The following is a 17,758-nucleotide window of genomic DNA, read 5'->3' as shown; positions in this document are numbered from 1 at the left end:
CTCACCCGCGAGCTGTTCACCATGGACCCGGACCGGGTCGCGCTGTTCGACTACTACGAACGGGCGTGGCTGAACCAGATGATCGGCCAGCAGAACCCGGCAGACAGCCACGGCCACATCACCTACTTCACCCCGCTCAACCCGGGCGGCCGACGTGGTGTGGGTCCGGCGTGGGGCGGTGGCACCTGGAGCACCGACTACGACAGCTTCTGGTGCTGCCAGGGCACCGGCCTTGAGATGCACACCAAGCTGATGGACTCCATCTACTTCTACAGCGACACCACGCTGATCGTGAACCTGTTCCTGCCCTCGACGCTCAACTGGTCACAGCGGGGGATCACGGTCACCCAGACCACGTCGTACCCCGTCAGCGACACCACGACCCTCCAGGTCACCGGCAACGTCAGCGGCACCTGGGCCATGCGCATCCGCATCCCGAGCTGGACCACCGGAGCCACCGTCAGCGTCAACGGCACGGCGCAGAACATCACCACAACGCCCGGCAGCTACGCCACCTTGACCCGAACCTGGACCTCCGGCGACACGGTCACCGTCCGCCTCCCCATGCGGATCATCATGCGGGCCGCCAACGACAACGCGAACATCTCCGCGGTCACCTACGGCCCCGTGGTGCTGTCCGGCAACTACGGCAACACCTCGCTCAACTCCCTCCCGACGCTGAACACCTCCTCGATCACACGGACCAGCAGCACCTCGCTCGCCTTCACCGCCACCGCCAACGGCACCACCGTCAACCTGGGCCCGTTCCACGACGCGCACGGCCACAACTACACCGTCTACTGGAACGCCAACGGCCAGGGCGGCGGCAACAACGCCACCGTCCGCCTCGTCAACGTGAGCAGCGGCCTGGTGCTGGGCATCCAGGACATGTCCACGGCTGACGGTGGCCGCGCCCTGCAGTGGCACGACTCGGGTACCGCGGACCACGACTGGGAAATGATCGGCGAAGGAAGCGCCGTCCGGTTCCGCAATGCCAACAGCGGCAAGGTGCTCGGCGTTCAGGACATGTCCACGGCCGACAACGCGTCTGTCCTGCAGTGGTCGGACAACGGCACCGCCGACCACACGTGGACACCGCTCGATCAGGGTGACGGGACCTACAAGATTCGCAACGTGAACAGCGGCAAGCTGCTCGGCATTCAGAACAACTCCACCGCCGTCGGGGCGTTCGCGGTCCAGGATTCGGATAACGGTACTACCGACAACCGGTGGAGAATCGTGAGCAACAGCTGACCGAGCTTTTCAGCGGTGACCCAGCCCAGGCCGGTGGCGCGTTCGGCCGGCTCGTACACCTTGGCCGTGGCCGCGTAGACCATGGTCTGGGCGCTGAACAACCAGACGGCGTGCGTCGCCGAGGTACTGCCCGCCCTGCGCGCCACGGCCGAGCGCATCGAGCGGGAGCCGGCCACTACAGCACGCTTCCTGCGGGAGAGCTGGGTGCGCAGGGTGCTCTGGTAGGGGTCGGTGTCGGCGTAGGTCACCGTGACGTCACGGCGCACAGTGCGCCCTGAGTCATTCGCTTCACAAGGTTCTCCAGCTGATCTTGGAACGATTCGAACAAGCGGGGGCGTGACGCGGGCAATCATCCGGCGCGCTTGGGTGTCCGGCTGGCTTCAGTCCGCCCGACAGCGCGGCCCCGTCGACCACTTTGCCCTCGGCGACCCGGCCGACGAACGCACCGCTGCGCGCGACCGCCTCGGTGGCCTCGGGAAGGAACCCGGAAGACACCTGCCAGGCGTGGAACATCCGCGGCCACACGTCCAGTTCGACCTGCACCCCCGCGCGGGCGGCCCGGTCGGCGAGGATCAGCGAGTCGTCCAGCAGGCGTTCAGCGCTGGAGACCTGGATGAACAGCGGTGGCAGATCCCGGAGTTCAGCCCTGATGGGACTGACGTACGGGTCGTCGGCCGGGTGTCCCGCCAGGTAGTCGTCGTGCATGAGGCGGCCGTGTTCCTGCCGGAGGATCAGCTCGGTATGAGCGTTCTCGACCCACGTCCCCGTGTCGAAATGCTCCAGCCGCAGGTCGAAGATGCCGGAGTGGAGCGCCCCCGCCAGCAGCGCCGGATGCCGCTGAGCGGAGCGCCGCAGGAGAACCGCGAGGGCGAGGTTGGCTCCCGCGGACTCGCCGGCCACGACGACCTTGGGCGCGATGGTGGCGGCGTGGTCGAAGGCGGCGAGGCAGTCGTCGAGGCCGGCGGGGAAGGGGTTCTCCGGCGCGAGCCGGTATTCGGGGAGCACCACGCGCGCGCCGGTCGCGAGGGCCAGCTGTGCTCCGATGACCCGCGCCCCGGAGGCGGCCCCGGACCGGAACCCGCCTCCGTGCACATGGAGGATCACCACGTCGTCGCGGGCGCCGTCCGGTGTCATCAGCCAGGAGCCGGGCCTGAGCTCAGCAGCCTGCTCGGCCACCACGCCGGGGACCGGCTGGTACATGCGGGCGAAGCCCGCCGCCGCCTCTCGTTCGGCCGCGAGGTCCGCGGGACCGGGGTTGCGGGCGGCTTCCTTGAACCACCCCTCCATCAGGGCGTAGGTCTCACTGGGCATGGCGATGGCTCCTCGGCGGAAGCCCGGCCGGGGTTCCGCCCGTATCGGGGTCGAGGACCGGTCTCGACGGCCCTCGTGGGGAGATCAGGCGGTCAGCGCCGCGAACCGTTCCTCCAGGGCGGCCAGGAACTCCTCGCCGTTGGGCAGCATGCCGGCGATCACTCGTACCGTCATGCCGGTCGGGGCGCCGGGGCCGCTCTCGATGAACTCGGCGGCCTCCGGCACGTAGGAGACGAGCAGTTCCTTGAAGTCCCGGGCGGCGTCCTCCTGGTCCAGCAGTTCGTCCACCGTCATGTCCACGGACAGCGGCGCCCGCTCGGCGGACTCCGCGCCGAAGGGCGCCGTCCAGGTGTGCCGTCCGGATCCGACCTCGACCACATCGCCGCCGTCCGGCAGCATGACCTCCGCCGTGGTGTTCGGCGGGATGAGGGCCTGGACCGTGAGTTCGCCGTCCGACAGTGTCCAGGACACCTCCGCGGTTCCGTACGGCGTGTGCAGGCGGGCCTCGGCGTGGGTGAGGCCGCCGCCCGGGCGCGGTGCGACGCGCAGGCGGCGGTAGCCGGGTTCGGCGGGGGCGAGGCCGGCGACCGTGCGGTGCAGCCAGTCGGCGACGGCACCCAGCGCGTAGTGGTTGAAGGACGTCATACCGCTGGGGTTGACCGTGCCGTCGGGCAGCAGGCTGTCCCAGCGCTCCCAGATGGTGGTCGCGCCCATGGTGACCGGGTAGAGCCAGGACGGGCACTCCCGCTGGAGCAGCAGGCGGTACGCGGTGTCGGCGTGCCCGGTGCGGGTCAGGGCATCGCAGATCAGCGGAGTGCCGACAAAACCGGTAGCGATCTTGTAACCGTTGCCGCGGACCAGCTGGGCGAGGCGGTCGCCGGCCCTGCCACGCTGGGCGCCCGCGTCCAGCAGGCCGAAGCAGAGGGCCAGGGCGTACGCGGTCGGCGCGTCGGACATCATGCGGCCCGCGCCGGTGACGTACTCCGCCCGGAAGGCGGCGCGGATCTCGTCGGCGAGCGCCGGGTAGCGCTCGGCGTCCTCGGTCCGGCCCAGGACCTCGGCGGTGCGGGCGACGATGTCGGCGGAACGGAAGAAGTAGGCGGTGGCGATCAGTTCACCGGGGGTCGCGGCAGCGTCCGGGCGGCCGGCGGGGGCCGTCGGGTCGAGCCAGTCGCCGAACTGGAAGCCGCTGTCCCACAGCAGGTCCTCCCCCGCGAGCGAGGCCACGTGATCCACCCACCCGCGCATCGAGTCGTACTGCGCGGCGAGGATCCCGGTGTCGCCGTAGCGCTCGTACAGCACCCATGGCACGACCGTGGCCGCGTCCCCCCATGCGGCCGTGGGGGTGTCGGCGCCGGGGACGACCTTCGGCACGACGAAGGGGACGACGCCGTTCTCGCCCTGCTCGGCGGCGAGGTCCGCCAGCCAGGAGCCGACGAAGCCCGCGCTGTCGTAGAGGAAGGAGGCGGTGGGCGAGAAGACCTGGATGTCGCCGGTCCAGCCCAGACGCTCGTCGCGCTGGGGGCAGTCGGTGGGGACGTCGAGGAAGTTGCCGCGCATGCCCCATACGACGTTCTCGTGCAGGCGGTTGACGAGCTCGTCCGAGCAGGAGAAATGCCCCGTGCGTGTCAGGTCGAAGTGGAGGACGACGGCGGTTACGGCGGTGGCCGGGTCGAAGTCGTCCGGAGCCCCCGTGACCTCGGCGTAGCGGAAGCCGTGGAAGGTGAAGCGGGGTTCGTAGATCTCGGTCCCCTGCCCGCGCAGGGTGTAGGTGTCGGTCGCGGCGGCGGTGCGCAGCGGCCGGGTGCACAGTTCGCCGTCCTCCAGGACCTCAGCGTGCCGCAGCGTGACGCGCCGGCCGGCCTCGCCGGAGACGGTCAGACGCAGCCGGCCGACCAGGTTCTGCCCGAAGTCGAGAATCGTCGTCCCCGACGGGGAGGTGGCCACCGCGACCGGGGTGATCTCCTCGACGCGCCGCACCGGTGGCCCGTCGGGCGCCACCAGAGTGGTCAGATCCCGCTCCAGCACGCGCACCCCGTGCCAGCCGGAGGCGTCGTGGCCGGGCTCGGACCAGCCGGTGCGCTCCAGCCGGGCGTCGTACGCCTCACCGTCGTAGAGGCCGGAGGAGACGACCGGGCCGGTGGCGGCCCGCCAGGATCCGTCGGTCACCACCCGCTGTGCCGTGCCGTCCTCGTACTCCACGTCCAACTGGGCCAGGAAGGCCAGTCGGTCGCCGTAGATCGCGCGGGTCTTGCCGTCGAAGCCGATACGGCCGCGGAACCAGCCGTCGCCGAGCACCGCTCCGAAGGCGTTGCGGCCGGGGCGCAACAGGGTGGTGACGTCGTGGGTCTGGTAGCGCAGGCGCTTGTCGTACGCCGTCCAGCCGGGCGCGAGTACGTGGTCGCCGATCCGGCTGCCGTTGAGCTCGGCCTCGTAGACGCCGAGGGCGGTGGCGTACAAGCGGGCCGAGCGGACGGGGCCGCGCAGCTCGAACTCATGCCGTAGCAGCGGGGAGGGCTGGTCGGACTGGGCGTCCTCGTCCCAGTCGGGGGTGACGAAGACGGCCGACCAGTCCTCGGGCGCGAGCAGGCCCGTCTCGACCGCCGCTGGTTCGCTCCACGGCGAGACCGCGCCGTCGGATCCCGTCACGCGCACCCGGACGGTGGCCCGGCCGCGGGCCGTGAGGGGCTCGAACGGCCACGGCACCAGGACGGATTCGGCCGAGTCGACCGTGACGACGGCGGTGCCGGCCGCGGTCAGCTCGATCTCGTACGCCGTCTGGTACCAGTCCTCGGCATCGGTGAGCGTCGTCCACGACAGGCGCGGGCGACCCGTGCCGATCCCCAGCGCGTCGCGCACATGCTCGAACCTGACATCCGTCACAATGCCCGGCTGGTTACAGGTTTCCTGCCTCACGAAGCGTCCTCACTTCTCGCGCCGGGCGGGTGTGCTCACGTCCATCATGGGCCGCCACTCAGTTTATGAATCGATTCAAAACAAAGGGTCGGAGCGCGGACCAATCCGACATGAAGCAACGACCCGCCCGAGCGGCGGCTCGGAATCTTTGACCGAAACCCTAGCCACGAATCACGAACGACGCTAGGTTTCCGACACGTGAACTTCTGGCTCACCCTTGATCCCGACTGCTCAGACACCTGAACGCAAGGATCACCCCTCCGTCCACCCTTTCCGCCTACGCGGCGAAGTCGACCGCGGGCAAGGGGGTTGACACCCAGGAGTGCGGTTCTCACTATGGCCGCCACGGAATTGAAAGGTTCCAATCCCGACATGGGCGGCCGAGGGGCCGGGCCGCTTGTCCGGGGCCGCTCACATCACCACCGCACGTCGTTCCGGGTCTCCCCGCGCCCGTCGACGTCACCCCTGCAGAGCCGCCGAGCCGCGCGGCCCTCCCCCTGCGACGAGAGGTCACATCGCCGTGTCTTCTTCCACCACTCCGTCCCCGACCGCACCCGCACCGGTCGACGCATCCGGGGGGTCCGGGCTCGGAACCCGCCTGGTGCTGATCGCGCTCGCCCTGATGTGGCCGACGCAGTTGCTCTCCCTGTCCGGCATGCTGGGCGGAAACGCACAGGCCTCCGTCGCCCAGCACTTCCGCACGACGGAGATCGGCTGGTTCATCCTGGTCAACGCCCTGGTCGCGACGGTGATCACGCCGTTCGTCGTGAAGTTCGCCGACTTCTACGGCAAGCGGAACGTCATGATCGTCATCACCGTGCTCGGTCTGGTCGGCGACATCATCGCGGCGCTGGCCACCAGCTACGGCATGCTGCTGGTCGGCCGTGGCATCGCGGGCTTCTACGGCCCCATCGCGGCGCTCGCCTACGCGTCCGTCCGTGAGCTGTTCCCGCCCAGGCACGTCGGCGCGGCCAGCGGCCTGATCGGCAGTGGCATCGCCTTCGTGGCCCTCGGCGGCCCCTTCCTCACGGGCTGGCTGCTGGACTCCTACGGTTTCCGCGGGGTGCTGTGGGCGCTGACCGCCGCCACCGCCATCGGACTGCTGCTCCTGCTCACCGCCGTCCCGAAGACCCCGCAGCGGGTGGCGCGCACAAAGGTGAACTGGTTCGGCGGCGCCCTGCTGGGTGGCGGCGCGGCGGCGCTCACCTACGGCCTCGGCAAGGGCGGCGAGTGGGGCTGGACCGACACCGGCACCCTCGGCTTCATCATCGGCGGCGTCCTCGCCGTGCTGCTGTACGTGGCGACCGACGCACGGAGTGCGCACCCGCTCTTCCACCTCGGCATGATGTCCCGTCGCTCCGTCTGGACCGTGACACTGGCCGCCTCGCTGGTCGCCGCCACCGTGTACGGCACCGGCATCATCGCCCAGCTCCTGGTGCTCTTCCCCAAGATCCCGCAGGTCTCCGACGGCCTGGGCATGTCCGCCACGCACTTCGCGGTCATCGGCATCCCGTCCAGCATTCTCATCCTGCTCGTCGGCTTCGGCACCGGCGTCGCCCTGCGCAAGGTGGACGCCCGGATCCCGCTGGGCCTCGGCGCCCTGCTCGCCGCCGTCGGCTTCCTGCTCCAGCGGCAGTGGCACTACAACGACACCCAGCTGATGCTGCTCGGCACCGTATCCGCCCTGGCCATGGGCATGATCGTGTCGTCCGCCCCGGTGCTGATCATCGAGGCCGTGACACCCGAGGAGCAGGCCACCGCCAACGGCCTGCAGACCATGGTCCAGGGCGTGCTGACCACGGTCATCACGCAGCTGGTGTACGTGGTCCTGGCCCAGGACAGCCGGATCGTCCAGGGCACCCGCTTCTACCTCGACGCCGGCTACAAGAACAGCATGCTCCTGGCCGCCGGCCTGGCCGTGCTCGGAGTGCTCGCCGTACTCCTGATCCCCCGGCTCCGACCGGCGCGGGACGTCGAGGCGGGATCGGCCGTCACCGCTGCCTGATCGCGAACATCACAACCCCGGGACCGCCGTGCGGCCAATGCCCCGCCACGGCGGTCCCGGAATCACCCCCCTCGCCCCATGAAAGGCACTTCACCTCATGACCCGTCGGAACCCGGTCGACGAAGCGGACCTCACCCGGCGCCTCGACGCCATGTCCCTCAAGGAGAAGGTGACCCTGCTCACCGGCGGCGACGCCTGGACCCTGACACCGGTCGCCGCCGCCGGCCTCGCTTCCATCGCCCTGTCCGACGGGCCCGTGGGCCCCCGCGGCACGTCCTTCGGCGGCGACACCCCGCCCGCCCTCCTCTTCCCCAGCCCCAGCTCGCTCTCCGCGGCCTGGGACGAGGACACCGCCTACGAGACGGGCCGGCTGATGGGTCTGAAGGCCCGGGAGATGGGCATCCACGTCCTGCTGGCCCCCACGGTCAACCTCCACCGCTCTCCGCTGGGCGGCCGACACTTCGAGTGCTACTCCGAGGACCCGCACCTCACCACCCGCGTCACGGTCGGCTTCATCAAGGGCCTGCAGTCGACGGGCGTCGCCGCCACGGTCAAGCACTTCGTGGGAAACGACTCCGAGACCGAGCGCATGACGTACGACGCCCGGATCGACGAGAAGACCCTCCGCGAGGTCTACCTGCCGCCCTTCGAAGCAGCCGTGCGCGAGGCCGGCGTCTGGGCCCTGATGGCCGCGTACAACGCGGTCAACGGCACGTCCATGACCGAGAACGGCCGGCTGCTGACCGAAGTGCTCAAGGAGGAATGGGGCTTCGACGGCGTCGTCGTCTCCGACTGGCAGGCCACCAAGTCGACCGAGGCCTCGGCGCTGGCGGGGCTCGACCTGGTGATGCCGGGCCCCGACGGGCCCTGGGGCGACGTGCTGATCGCCGCCGTCGAACAGGGCAGGGTGCCCCTGTCCGTGATCGACGACAAGGTACGGCGTGTGCTGCGGCTGGCCGCCAGGGCCGGCGCCCTGGACGAGACGACGGGCGCTCCCGAGCACAGCGCGCTTCCCTCGGACGTCCATTCCCGTATGCGGGATCTGGCGGTCAAGGGGTCCGTCCTGCTGCGCAACGACGGACTCCTGCCTTTCGAGCCCGGCACCCTGCGCACGGTGGCCCTCATCGGACCCAACGCGGTCCGCTTCGCCACCCAGGGCGGTGGCAGCGCCCATGTCACCCCCGAACACATCGTCACCCCGCTCGAAGGACTGCGTCATGCGCTGGGCGAGGACGTCGAGATCACGGTCCACCCGGGCGTCTTCCCGCACGCCAAGCTCCTGCCGCTCGACGGTGAAACGGCCACCGACCCGGTGAACGGCGAGCCCGGCGCACGTCTGGAGTACCGGGGCGCCGACGACATCCTGCTCTCCGAGGAGCACAGAGACCCGGCGAACTGGTGGTTCCCGGTCGTCCTCGGGGACGGAGTCGAGGAACTGGTCGTCCGCACCCGGCTCACCCTTCGGGCCTCCGGCACCCACCGGCTCTCGGTCATCGGCACCGGCCACTTCACCCTGTACGTCCCGGGGCACGAACCGCAGGCCCACGAGCAACTCCAGGAGGACGACGACATCGCCACGCTGCTGCTCAACCCGCCGTCGCACACCTTCGCCTTCCCGGCCGCACAGGGCGAGACCGAGGTCATGCTGCGCGTCCGCCCGCAGCACAACCTCCCCTACCCCATCACCCTGCTCGGCCTCGGCTACGACGTCCCCCGAGGCACCGACGAAGAGGAACTGGACGCGGCCGTCGCCGCCGCGGCGAACGCGGACGCCGTCGTCCTGATGGTCGGCAGCGACTCCGACACCGAAGCCGAGAACGTCGACCGCACGACACTCGCCCTGCGGGGCCGCCAGGACGAACTCGTCGAGCGGGTCTGCGCCGCCAACCCCCGTACGGCTGTCGTCGTCAACGCCGGCGCCCCGTTCGTCCTCCCCTGGGCCGAACGGCCCGCCGCGCTGCTGTGGTCGTGGTTCCCCGGACAGGAGGGCGGCGACGCCATCGCCGACATCCTCACCGGCACCGAACCGGGCGGGCGGCTGCCGACCACCTTCCCGGCCGCCGAGGCCGACGCACCCGTCCTGTCCACCCAACCCCTCGGCGGAGTACTCGACTACGTGGAAGGCCACCGGATCGGCTACCGGGCCTACGACGCCTGCCGCACCACCCCGCTCTTCCCGTTCGGCCACGGACTGTCGTACACCACCTGGGACTACCAGGACATCACCGTCACCGGAGACATGGCCCGCGGCCTCACCCTTGAGGTCACCGTCCGCAACTCGGGCGACCGGCCGGGACGCGAAGTCGTCCAGGCCTACCTGGAACCGGTCGACGGCGGCGAGCCCCAGCGCCTGGTGGGCATCGGCGCCGTCGAGGCGGGGCCCGGCGAGGCCGTCGTCGCCACCGTCACCATGTCGGCGCGGACGCTCGCCACCTGGACCGACGGAGGCTGGGCCGCGCGTTCCGGAGCCCATCGGCTGCGGGTGGGACGCTCGTCGGCGGACGTACGGCTCACAGCCGCCGTACCCGGATCCCGGTGATCGTCGGCAGCGGCCCGGCGGTCTGCGGGAGCCACAGGTGAAGTACGGTCGGAGCGTGACGACACCACGCAAGCCCCGGGGCCCCTACCGCAAGGGTCTCGAGCGCCGGAAGCAGATCCTGCGCGCGGCCCTTGAGGTCTTCAGCGAGCATGGCGAGCGGGGCTCGTCCCTCAAGGAGATCGCCGACCGCGTGGGTATGTCGCAGGCCGGGATACTGCACTACTTCGACTCCCGCGAGGACCTGTTGCTGGCCGTGCTGGCCGAGCGGGACGCACTGGATGTCGAGGCGACCGCCGACGTGGCCTCGCCCGGCGAGGCGGTCGCCCGCACCGCCGCACACAACGCACGGCAGCGGGGTCTGGTGGACCTGTTCGTCACCCTGTCCGCCGCAGCCTCGGATCCGGAGCACCCGGCCAACGCGTTCTTCATCCAACGGTACGAGGCGCTGACGGAGTCCATCGAGGACGGGCTGCGCAAGGCCCAGGAACGGGACGCGATCCGCACGGACATCCGGCCGGACCACATGGCACGGATGCTGCTCGCCCTCTCGGACGGGCTCCAGTTGCAGTGGCTGCTGAATCCGAGCATCGACATGGCGGAGACCATCCAGGCGTTCAACCTCATGTGCCTCGGCCCGTCGGGCGAGCGCGATGGCGCCACCCCGGAGCCGGGTTCAGCCGACGGCGCCTGAGCTTCGGGCTCGCCTCCGCCCCTTCTGCCCCGATCGCCCACGCGGCCGGTGGGGGCTGCCGGGCGTACACGCCGGCGGCCCCGGCTTCATGACATCCACAGGCTTGAAAACCTAGCCTTGTTCGACTTTTAGTCCTAGAGTCGTCCGCTGAGCGTGCGCCCAGTGGCGCGCACGGAGCCGCGCACCCCTCTCCCGCAACGCCCGCACAACGGGCGGTTCTCTTCCGCGCGCCCACGGCGCGGGATCTCCCTTCCCCCAAGAAGAAACGACGCGAGGTAACCCACATGGAACGTCTGGACAATCGACGCATATTCGTCACCGGGACCGCCTCCGGCATCGGCCGTGCGACGACCTTGCGACTGCTCGCCGAAGGTGCACATGTCGTCGCCACCGATGTCGCCGAGGAAGGGCTTGCGGAAACCGCGGCCCTCGCCGCCAAGGCCGGGACCGGCGACCGGTTGAACACCGCCGTCCTGGACGTCTCCGACGAGACCGCCGTGAACACGGTCGTGGCGGACGCCGTCACTCGGCTCGGCGGACTCGACGCCCTGGTCAACGTGGCCGGCATGCTGCGCGGCGCGCACACGCACGAATGCTCGCTCGACCTGTGGAACCGCGTGATCGCCGTGAACCTCACCGGCACGTTCCTCGTCACCCGGGCCGCGCTGCCCGCTCTTCTCGAGACGGGCAAGGGCGTGGTGGTCAACTTCAGCTCCACCTCGGCACAGTTCGCCCACCCGTTCATGGCCGCGTACTCCGCGAGCAAGGGCGGCGTCCTGTCCTTCACGCACAGCATCGCCCAGGAATACGCCAACCAGGGTCTGCGCGCCGTGAACATCAACCCGGGCAGTATCTCCAGCGGCATCACCGAGAACATCTTCTCGCTCGTGCCCGAGGACACCGACTGGAACCTCTTCACCAAGCTCACTCCCGCCATCGGCGAGGGTTTCGGCTCTCCCGACACCGTCGCCGGCGTGGTGGCCATGCTCATCTCGGACGACGGCGCCTTCATCACCGGGACCGAGATCCGTATCGACGGCGGCACCCACCAGTAGTCCGGTCCGGGCACGTCCCGCCGTGTGCCCCGCCCTCTGCCCGGCCCGCACCACCCATGGACGTGCCCGAACGGCCGGAGGCCGCAGCGATGTCACAGCCCGCAGCCGAGATCCCCGACCCCGTCATTCTCCGAGGACCCGTTGCTCAGCGGGGTGCTCGGGGCCGCCCACGTCCGCGGGGTACAGAGCCAGGGCGTCGGTGGCTGTGTGAAGCACTTCGCGGCCAACAACCAGGAGACCGACCGGATGCGGGTCAGCTCCGACGTGGACGAGCGCACGCTGCGGGAGATCTATCTCCCGGCGTTCGAGCGCATCGTCACCGAGGCCCGGCCGGCCGCGGTGATGTCCTCCTACAGCGTATTCCCGTGTGACCGAGATCTTCGCTGGTCTGATATCCGATCCGCCCCGTGTCGCTCGCCGGGGCGGATCGCGCATCGGTCAGCGGTAGACATACGTCCCAGGACGGGCGCGGAAGGCGCGGCCGTCGGGCAGCACGATGTCCGCCTCGGTGCCCGCGGGGACGGTGACGGTCAGTTCGAAGACGTCATCGGTGTCGATACGCCAGGCGGAACGGGCCGTGCCGTAGGGGGTGTCGAGAGTCGCCTCGGCCCGGGTCAGCCCCCCGCCGGGCCGGGGCCGGACGGTGAAGCGGCGGTAACCCGCGCTGTCCGGGCCCGGGTCCTCGGCCGGGCGCAGGCCGGCGGTGTGGGTGTGCAGGAAGCGGATGACCGCGCCCTTGCTGTAGTGGTTGAGCGAGGCGTGCGGGCGGCCGTCGGCGTCGATGCCGTCCCAGTGCTCCCAGATGGTGGTCGCACCGCGCTCCAGCATGGTCATCCAGGAGGGTTCACCGTCGCGGAGCAGCAGCTCGTACGCGAGGTCGAGGTGGCCGTGGTCGGCCAGGACGGGCAGCAGGTAGGGGGTGGCCAGGAATCCGGTGCCGACGTATGTGCCGGCCGCGCGGACCAGGGCCGCGAGGCGCTCGGCAGCGGCGGCGCGCAATGGGTCGGGGATCAGGCCGAAGGCCAGGGCGCGGACGTAGGTGGCCTGGGTGGCCGGGGCTGCGGGGGTGAGCGAGCCGTCGGCGGTGAGGAACTCGGTGCGCCAGGCGGCGAGGACGTGCGCGGCCAGGTCCGCGTAGCGGGCGGCGTCCTCGTGGTGGCCCGTCAGTTCGCTGATCCGGGCGAGCAGGGAGGCGGAGCGGTACAGGTAGGCGGTGGCGACCGCGCCGTGGTCGGCGGTACGGAAGGCTTCCTCGTCGACGCCGGGCTCGGTCCACTCGCCCCAGTGGAAGCCGCCGTCCCACACATACTGCTCGTGGAAGGCGGGCTCGGGGCTGCGCTCGACGCGGCTGGGGTGGCGGCGGGTGCGGGCGCGCTCGGCGGCGAACTCGACCCAGCGGACCATCATCGGCCGGAACTCGTGCAGGACGTCGAGGTCGCCGTAGGCGCGGTAGAGCTCCCAGGGGACGATGACGCAGGCGTCGCCCCAGCCGGAGGAGCCGGCGAAGCGGTCGAGCAGGTCGGCGGGCAGGTGCTGGGCGGCGGTGCCGCCGGGGTCGGGGGCGAAGTTGTTCAGGCAGCCGTCGTCCCACTGGTCGGCGGCCAGGTCGCGCAGCCACTTCACGGAGAATCCGGCCACGTCGTACAGGAAGGCCGCAGTGGGCACGTAGAGCATCCAGTCGCCGGTCCATCCGGCGCGCTCACGGTGGGGGCAGTCGGTGGGGATGTCGCAGGCGTTGCCGCGGAAGGACCACACGGCGATGTCGTGCAGCCGGTCGATCCGCTCGTCGCCGCACGCGAACGTGCCGGTGCGGCGCAGGTCGGTGTGGACCACCGCACCGGTCGCGTCGGCCGTCGTCAGGCCGTTGGCCGCGCCCTCGACGCGGACGTACCGGAAGCCGTGCGTGGTGTGCCGGGGCTCGAACACCTCGCCGTCCCGATCGGACGGGACGACCGCGTCGACCTGGCCGGCGGGCAGCTTGTCGCCGGTGAAGAAGTCGTCGCCGCGCAGATGCTCCATCGTGAGGTCGCCGTCGGCGTCGAGAGCCTCGCCGTGGGTGAGCGTCAGCTCGCCGCTCTGGACCGGCAGCGCCAAGCGGAGCCGGCCGTTGATGTTCTGGCCCAGGTCGACGAGGTGGGCGCCGGACGGCAGAAGGGTGACCGCGACAGGCGCGATCTCCTCGACGACCCGCACCGGCGGGGCGGGGGAGGCGGTGAGCCGGGTGAAGTCCGCGTAGAGGTCTCCGGTGGCCGCTTCGGCCTTGGCCCAGCCGGAGGTGTCGAATCCGGGTGCCGACCACCCGGGCAGCGCCCGCCGCAGGTCGTGGCGCTCACCGTCCATCAGGTCCGCCGCGGTGATCTCCGCCGTGGCCGAGAGCCACTCTCCGTCGGTGCCGACGACGGTCACCGAGCCGTCGGCGTGCTCGATCCGGAGCTGCATCAGCAGGGCGGTGCGCGGGCCGAAGCCGTCGGCCATCCGCATCGCGCCGGTCCGGCCGCGGAACCAGCCGTCCGACAGCACGGCGCCGAGCACCGCAGTTCCCTCGGTGAGCAGTCCGGTGACGTCGTAGGTCTGGACGTGCAGGTTCTCGCGGTAGGCGGTGAACCCCGGGGTCAGTTCCAGGTCGCCGACCCGGTGCCCGTTCAGGAAAGCCTCGTAGATGCCGTGCGCCGTCGCGTACAGCCGGGCCCGCACCACCGGCGCGGGCACCGAGAACGCGCGCCGCAGCAGGTGCGCCGGGCGCTGCCCCACCCCGTCCGGCTGCGGCTCGGACGGCTCGATCCACCGGGCCGTCCAGTCGGCGGCCTCCAGCAGCCCCGCCTCCCACCACGACGACGCCGACCAGTCGCTCTCCCCTGCGTCGGTCCAGACCTTGACCTGCCATTCGACCCGCTCACCGGAGCGGGTGGCCGGGCCGGTGAAGGGCACCAGCACCGAACGGTCCGACTCCACCCGCCCCGGGTCCCAATCGCCGGCGCGGATCCGGTGGGCGCGCTGGGCGCCGCTCCCCTCGGGCAGCGTCCACGACAGGCGCGGGCGGGGCAGGTGGATGCCCAGCGGGACGTCCAGGTGCTCGACGCGCAGGCGGGTGGGGACGGACATGTGGCGGCTCCCATCAGAGCGGACGGCCTGGGCACTTCGACGGGGCCGGGCTGTGCCCGCCTGCCTGACCGCCCGACATTTAAACGATTCAAAACCACCAGCGATGGCCACAGCACCCGCACGAACACGGGCCAGACTCGGTGTCCTGAGCGCATGGCGGGACACCGGCCTGTTCACGCCCTCGGAGCGTGCGGCCCTCGCGCTGGCCGAGGCCACAACCGATCCGGTGAACACCGCGGCTCAGACATCCGCCTACGAGGCCGCCCGGCAGGTTCTCCCCGAGGCTCGGATCTCAGCTGCGGTCTGGGTGGCGGTCACCATCAACGCGTTCAATCGCGTGTCGGTCATGAGCAAGCACCCGGTGCCGTCGCCTCCCGCCAAGTAGGGGCGGTCGGCCCGCCACACCGGGCTGTCGAGGTCGCAGCGGCGGCGGGGCAACTCATGGCCCCCTTCGTTCTCTTCCCGCTCTCTCAGCGGCCACCGCGGCGACGCTCACGCCGGCCACATGACGCAGGCCGGGCCGCCCGTTCGCGAGAGGCTGGTTCCTCGCCGAGCTTCTCCAACACGCGCTCGGAGATCCGAGCCAGCAACCGCAGCTCGGACGGCATGACATGGTCGAGGAAGAGCTCTCGCACCGCCTTCACATGACGCGGCGCGGCGGCTTCGACCAACGCTCGCCCCTCGTCCGTGATCGCCACGAACGTGCCACGGCCGTCTTCGGCACACTCGTCCCGCACCACCAGACCACGCTGCACCATCCGGGTGATGTGGTGGGACATCCGGCTCTTCTCCCACTCCAACGCCCTGGCGATGTCCAGAAGCCGCCGCCGGTCCGGTACGTCCGTCAGCTCGGCCAGTACGGCGAAGTCCGCAGGCGAGACGTTGAACTCCGTCTGCAACAAGCGAGACAACCGGCCCATGAGTCTCTCATTCATGCGGACGAAGCTCCGCCACGCACGCTGCTCCTCCGCCGTCAACCTACCCACCGCCTGTTCCATGAAGAGGCTGCGGCCGCTCGTCGGTGGTCCGGCCCCCCGGGACATGGCCTGTCAACGGTAGTGGGTCAGTCCACCTGGATGTTCGCGGCGTTCTGGGCGAGCCAGTCGTCGAAGCTCTCGAGTGCCGGGTTGATCTCCCGCAGGAGGTCCAGGTCGCGGGCGCCGGTGAACTCCTGGTCGAAGTCGCCGTAGTACTGGAACATGTTGGCGACCTCGTCACCCGCCGGTACGCCCAGGGAGCGGAAGACGTCGTAGGGCACCGACTGGAAGCGCACCGGCTCGCCGATCGCGGCGCCCAGCTTCTGCGCGTACTGGGCGCCGGTCAGGTGGTCGCCGGCGAGGCCGACGGTCTGGCCGATGAACCGCTCACTGTCCTTGAGGATGGCGAGCGCCGTGCGGCCGATGTCGTTCACGTCCACGCCGGCCAGCAGTTTGCCTTCCTCAAGCGGCAGCGTCAGCGTCAGTACGCCGTCCTCGGCCCGCTTGGGACCCATCATCGACAGGAAGCCCTGGAAGAAGAAGGCGGTGTTGAGGAAGGTGGTCGGCACCCCGGCCTGCCGGAACAGCTCGTTGCCCTCGCCCTTGGCGTCGAAGTGCGGGACGTTGTACTTCTCCTGCAGGACGGGCATCCGCTCGTCCTGCAGCGGCAGCAGTTCACGAGTGTCCTCCAGCGTCGACCACACCACGTGCCGCAGCCCGGCGTTCTTCGCGGACCGCACCAGGACCTCGATCTCCTCCGTCTCCTTGGCCGCCGAACCGTGGGCCCAGAAGTTGGTGACGAGGAAGGCGCCGTAGGCACCCTCGAACGCCTCGTGCACGGACGGCTCGTCATGGAAATCCGCCCGCACAACCTCCGCACCGAGCTGCGCGAGTTCCTTGGCCGCGGGCGAGCCGGGGTTTCGGGTCAGCGCACGCACCGTGAACCCCGAGTCCGGATCGGCGAGGATCGCCCGGGCGGCGCCGCCTCCCTGGGCACCGGTCGCTCCGGCAACCGCGATGACCTTCTTCTCACTCATGCCATTACCCCTACACACAGAGATATTGATGACGCATCAACTGAAGCGCATCCTGGTTGATTAATCAACCAGTAGCACGAATTTCGGCCGCGATCGCCGCGAAAGTGCGGTCATCGCTTCTCGCACCCGACGCGAGGTGGAGCAGGTGGCGAACAGGGACAGTAACGTCCGCCGCCACCATATAGATGACGCATCATCTACATGACCATCGGCACTTGACCTGACAACCGGACACCTGTCCGCGCTCGCCGAGCCCTTCAACGCCACGTTCAAGCGCGAGGTGGGCCGGGGCCCGTTCCGTCACAGGGCGGCCGGGTCACTCCTCCCGATCATCCAGGTTCGTGATGATCCTCTCGGCGATGGTGCGCAGTTGCGTGACCTCGGTCGCCGTGAGGCCGGAGAGCACCGTGTCATGGGCGAAGACGTCCTGCAGCGGCAACACTCGCTCCACGAGGTCGAGGCCACGACGTGTGAGGACGGCCTGGTAGGCACGGCCCTTTTCAGGAGTGTCCTCGCGGCGGAGCAATCCGGCAGCCTCGAGTGTTCGGAGTGCATGTGACAGCCGGCTCTTGTGGAACCGCAGCGCCCGACTCAGTCGGGTGAGGCCCATCGTGTACCGATCCGCGCCGGCGAGCAACGCGAGAATCTTGAAGTGGCTGTGCGGGATGCCGGCATCGGCCTGCGTCTTTCGCTCGAGCTCGGCTTCGACCAGGTGGGCGAGAATCACCAGTGACTGCCAGTTCTCCCGCTGCTCCTGCGACACCCGGGGCGTGGCGACCTCGACCGATTCGGCCTGAGAGCGGGCCCGCCCCCGCCCGCTCGGCCGCGGCGACGTGAGATCGGACAATCGGTCAGCCACCTCTCCCGGCCT

At 70.2% G+C, this 17,758-nt stretch carries 12 protein-coding genes and 2 pseudogenes; 8 read left to right on the top strand and 6 right to left on the bottom strand.

Annotated elements, in window-relative coordinates; translation table 11 throughout:
* Together ACWDSL_RS27325 and ACWDSL_RS27320 are read left to right on the top strand one after the other, a co-directional pair.
* Positions 1 to 1,254: RICIN domain-containing protein (locus ACWDSL_RS27325; protein WP_450489714.1), on the top strand; the 1,254-nt coding region annotated here is incomplete at its 5' end.
* An 81-nt stretch (positions 1,255 to 1,335) separates the two neighbouring features.
* A complete protein-coding gene (locus ACWDSL_RS27320) occupies positions 1,336 to 1,479 on the top strand; it encodes a hypothetical protein (RefSeq protein WP_450489712.1) in 144 nt (47 codons plus the stop codon).
* 63 nt (positions 1,480 to 1,542) lie between these two features.
* Here ACWDSL_RS27320 and ACWDSL_RS27315 read toward each other — a convergent pair whose 3' ends face one another.
* Together ACWDSL_RS27315 and ACWDSL_RS27310 are read right to left on the bottom strand one after the other, a co-directional pair.
* Positions 1,543 to 2,565 (bottom strand): alpha/beta hydrolase, encoded by a 1,023-nt coding sequence (locus tag ACWDSL_RS27315; RefSeq protein ID WP_450489711.1) that lies wholly within the window; start codon positions 2,563 to 2,565, stop codon positions 1,543 to 1,545.
* Between the two features lie 84 nt (positions 2,566 to 2,649).
* The gene (locus ACWDSL_RS27310) at positions 2,650 to 5,448 is read right to left on the bottom strand and encodes a glycoside hydrolase family 78 protein (RefSeq protein ID WP_450489709.1); all 2,799 of its coding nucleotides are present in this window, start codon (positions 5,446 to 5,448) and stop codon (positions 2,650 to 2,652) included.
* A gap of 553 nt (positions 5,449 to 6,001) precedes the next feature.
* Here ACWDSL_RS27310 and ACWDSL_RS27305 point away from each other — a divergent pair.
* From ACWDSL_RS27305 to ACWDSL_RS27285, 5 genes and pseudogenes are all read left to right on the top strand, one after another.
* Positions 6,002 to 7,486, top strand: coding sequence for an MFS transporter (locus tag ACWDSL_RS27305; RefSeq protein WP_450489707.1), 1,485 nt, complete (start codon positions 6,002 to 6,004; stop codon positions 7,484 to 7,486).
* 97 nt (positions 7,487 to 7,583) lie between these two features.
* Positions 7,584 to 10,025, top strand: coding sequence for a beta-glucosidase (locus ACWDSL_RS27300; RefSeq protein ID WP_450489705.1), 2,442 nt, complete (start codon positions 7,584 to 7,586; stop codon positions 10,023 to 10,025).
* Between the two features lie 55 nt (positions 10,026 to 10,080).
* Positions 10,081 to 10,716 (top strand): TetR/AcrR family transcriptional regulator, encoded by a 636-nt coding sequence (locus ACWDSL_RS27295; RefSeq protein WP_450489703.1) that lies wholly within the window; start codon positions 10,081 to 10,083, stop codon positions 10,714 to 10,716.
* A gap of 284 nt (positions 10,717 to 11,000) precedes the next feature.
* Positions 11,001 to 11,771, top strand: a complete 771-nt coding sequence (locus tag ACWDSL_RS27290; RefSeq protein ID WP_450489701.1) for an SDR family NAD(P)-dependent oxidoreductase — start codon at positions 11,001 to 11,003, stop codon at positions 11,769 to 11,771.
* A 126-nt stretch (positions 11,772 to 11,897) separates the two neighbouring features.
* Positions 11,898 to 12,128 (top strand): annotated as a pseudogene (locus tag ACWDSL_RS27285) (glycoside hydrolase family 3 N-terminal domain-containing protein); the annotation flags it as partial.
* Between the two features lie 81 nt (positions 12,129 to 12,209).
* Here the strand turns inward: ACWDSL_RS27285 and ACWDSL_RS27280 are convergent.
* Positions 12,210 to 14,873: a family 78 glycoside hydrolase catalytic domain gene (locus ACWDSL_RS27280; RefSeq protein ID WP_450489699.1), complete on the bottom strand. Its 2,664-nt coding sequence runs from the start codon at positions 14,871 to 14,873 to the stop codon at positions 12,210 to 12,212.
* 124 nt (positions 14,874 to 14,997) lie between these two features.
* On the opposite strand from ACWDSL_RS27280, the pseudogene ACWDSL_RS27275 reads away from it, so the two are divergent.
* A pseudogene (locus tag ACWDSL_RS27275) lies at positions 14,998 to 15,258 on the top strand (carboxymuconolactone decarboxylase family protein); the annotation flags it as partial.
* Positions 15,259 to 15,343: 85 nt separating this feature from the next.
* On the opposite strand, the gene ACWDSL_RS27270 reads toward ACWDSL_RS27275, so the two are convergent.
* From ACWDSL_RS27270 to ACWDSL_RS27260, 3 genes are all read right to left on the bottom strand, one after another.
* Positions 15,344 to 15,808: a MarR family winged helix-turn-helix transcriptional regulator gene (locus ACWDSL_RS27270; protein ID WP_450489698.1), complete on the bottom strand. Its 465-nt coding sequence runs from the start codon at positions 15,806 to 15,808 to the stop codon at positions 15,344 to 15,346.
* A 128-nt stretch (positions 15,809 to 15,936) separates the two neighbouring features.
* On the bottom strand, positions 15,937 to 16,887 hold the full coding sequence (locus tag ACWDSL_RS27265) for an NmrA/HSCARG family protein (protein WP_450489696.1): 951 nt from the start codon (positions 16,885 to 16,887) through the stop codon (positions 15,937 to 15,939).
* 316 nt (positions 16,888 to 17,203) lie between these two features.
* Positions 17,204 to 17,734, bottom strand: coding sequence for a MarR family winged helix-turn-helix transcriptional regulator (locus tag ACWDSL_RS27260; protein WP_450489694.1), 531 nt, complete (start codon positions 17,732 to 17,734; stop codon positions 17,204 to 17,206).
* Positions 17,735 to 17,758: the final 24 nt, after the last annotated feature.

Source organism: Streptomyces sp. NPDC000941, assembly GCF_053599555.1.
This window is presented reverse-complemented; position numbering and strand designations above follow the sequence as displayed.